At 69.1% G+C, this 1,929-nt stretch carries 2 protein-coding genes; both read left to right on the top strand.

The annotated features are described in order from the left end of the window. Positions 1-916, top strand: a 916-nt coding sequence (locus HMPREF3121_RS12775; protein ID WP_246816015.1) for a leucyl aminopeptidase, incomplete at its 5' end; no start/stop codon positions are given. Positions 917-1,125: 209 nt separating this feature from the next. Then, on the top strand, positions 1,126-1,929 hold an 804-nt coding region (locus HMPREF3121_RS12770; protein ID WP_305764034.1), incomplete at its 3' end, for a biotin/lipoyl-containing protein.

Genomic DNA, 1,929 nt, shown 5'->3' with positions numbered 1-1,929 from the left:
CGCCGCCGCGAAGCTCGGTGAGTCGGCGGGCCTCGACGTCGAGGTGCTCGACGACGAGGCGCTGGCGGCGGGCGGCTTCGGTGGCCTCACGGCCGTCGGCGGCGGTTCCGCCCGCGGCCCGCGTCTGGTGCGCCTGACGTGGCACGGCGGCGCGGAGGGTGACGCGAAGGCCGCCGACGGTGCGGCGAAGGTCGCCCTCGTGGGCAAGGGCGTCACGTTCGACACCGGTGGCATCTCGTTGAAGCCGGGCGCGAACATGGACAACATGATCTCCGACATGGGTGGTGCGGCGGCGGTCATCGCCACCGTGGTGCTCGCCGCCCGCCTGGGGCTGGAGGTTCCCGTCACCGCCACCGTTCCGATGGCCGAGAACATGCCCGGCGGCCGCGCCTACCGCCCGGGTGACGTCATCACCCAGTACGGCGGCACGACGGTCGAGATCCTCAACACCGATGCCGAGGGACGTCTCATCCTCGCCGATGCCATCGTCCGCGCCTGCGAGGATGGCCCGACCCACCTCATCGACACCGCCACCCTCACCGGTGCGCAGCTCGTCGCGCTGGGCGGCCGCACTCCGGGCGTGCTGGGCACCGACGAGTTCCGCGACCGCGTCGCCGAGCTGTCCCGCGACGCCGGCGAAGGTGGCTGGGCCATGCCGATTCCGGAGGAAGGTGCCGAGGGCCTGAAGTCCCCCGTCGCCGACCTGCGCAACATCTCCAACTCCCGTGAGGCGGGCATGAGCGTCGCGGCCGCATACCTGCGCGAGTTCGTCGCCGATGACGTCGAGTGGGTCCACATCGACGTCGCGGGCCCGGCGTACAACACGAATGCTCCGTGGGGTTACACCCCCAAGCGGGCCACCGGCGTTCCCGTCCGCACCATGCTCGCGGCGCTGGAGGATCTCGCCGGGAAGTAATTCCGACCGAATCGGAAATCGGCCCACCCGGTCCGGTGCCGGTCACGTTCGCATACCGTTCACCCCCCGCACGCGCCCGACGACGCCGGAACCCGGCACGTCGGGCGCACCTCATGAGCGGGAGGAGCACCACGTAAGCGGGAGCAATTGTGAACCGGTACTCTTGTTCGTGATCACCAACTATTGAGCGATTGTCGAGGAGAGCACACATGGCGACCTCTGTTGAGATGCCCGAACTGGGCGAATCCGTAACCGAGGGAACGATTACCACCTGGTTGAAGAAGGTCGGCGACACCGTCGAGGTCGACGAGCCGCTGCTCGAGGTCTCCACCGACAAGGTCGACACCGAGATTCCGTCCCCGGTTGCCGGCGTGCTGCTCGAGATCCTCGCGGAAGAGGACGACACCGTCGACGTCGGCGCGGTCATCGCCAAGATCGGTGACGCCGACGAGGCCGACGATTCCGGCTCCGACGACGCCGAGGATGAGGCCGACGAGCCCGCCGAGGACGAGCAGAAGGACGACGAGGCCGAGGAGAAGGACGAGAAGCCGAAGAAGTCCGGCGGCTCCGGTGGCGGCAAGGCCACCGACGTCGAGATGCCGGAGCTCGGCGAGTCCGTCACCGAGGGCACCATCACCGCGTGGCTGAAGGAGGTCGGCGACACCGTCGAGGTCGACGAGCCGCTGCTGGAGGTCTCCACCGACAAGGTCGACACCGAAATCCCGTCGCCGGTCGCCGGCACCCTCGTCGAGGTGCTCGCCGAGGTCGACGACACCGTCGACGTCGGCGCGGTCATCGCCCGCATCGGTGACGCCGACGCGGCCGCCTCGGACGATTCCGATGATTCCGATGACGACGAGGACGTGCCGTCGGAGGAGGCCATCGAGGAGGCGGAGTCCAAGGACGACAACGCCACCGTCGACGAGGCCGAGGAGAAGGACGAGAAGCCGAAGAAGTCCGGTGGCTCCGGTGGCAAGGCCTCCGACGTCGAGATGCCGGAGCTCGGCGAGTCC

It is taken from the genome of Corynebacterium sp. HMSC11E11, from assembly GCF_001807025.1.
Lineage (GTDB): Bacteria > Actinomycetota > Actinomycetes > Mycobacteriales > Mycobacteriaceae > Corynebacterium > Corynebacterium freneyi.
Note: the sequence above shows the minus strand (reverse complement) of the source record. Positions and strands in the feature narration are given on the sequence as shown.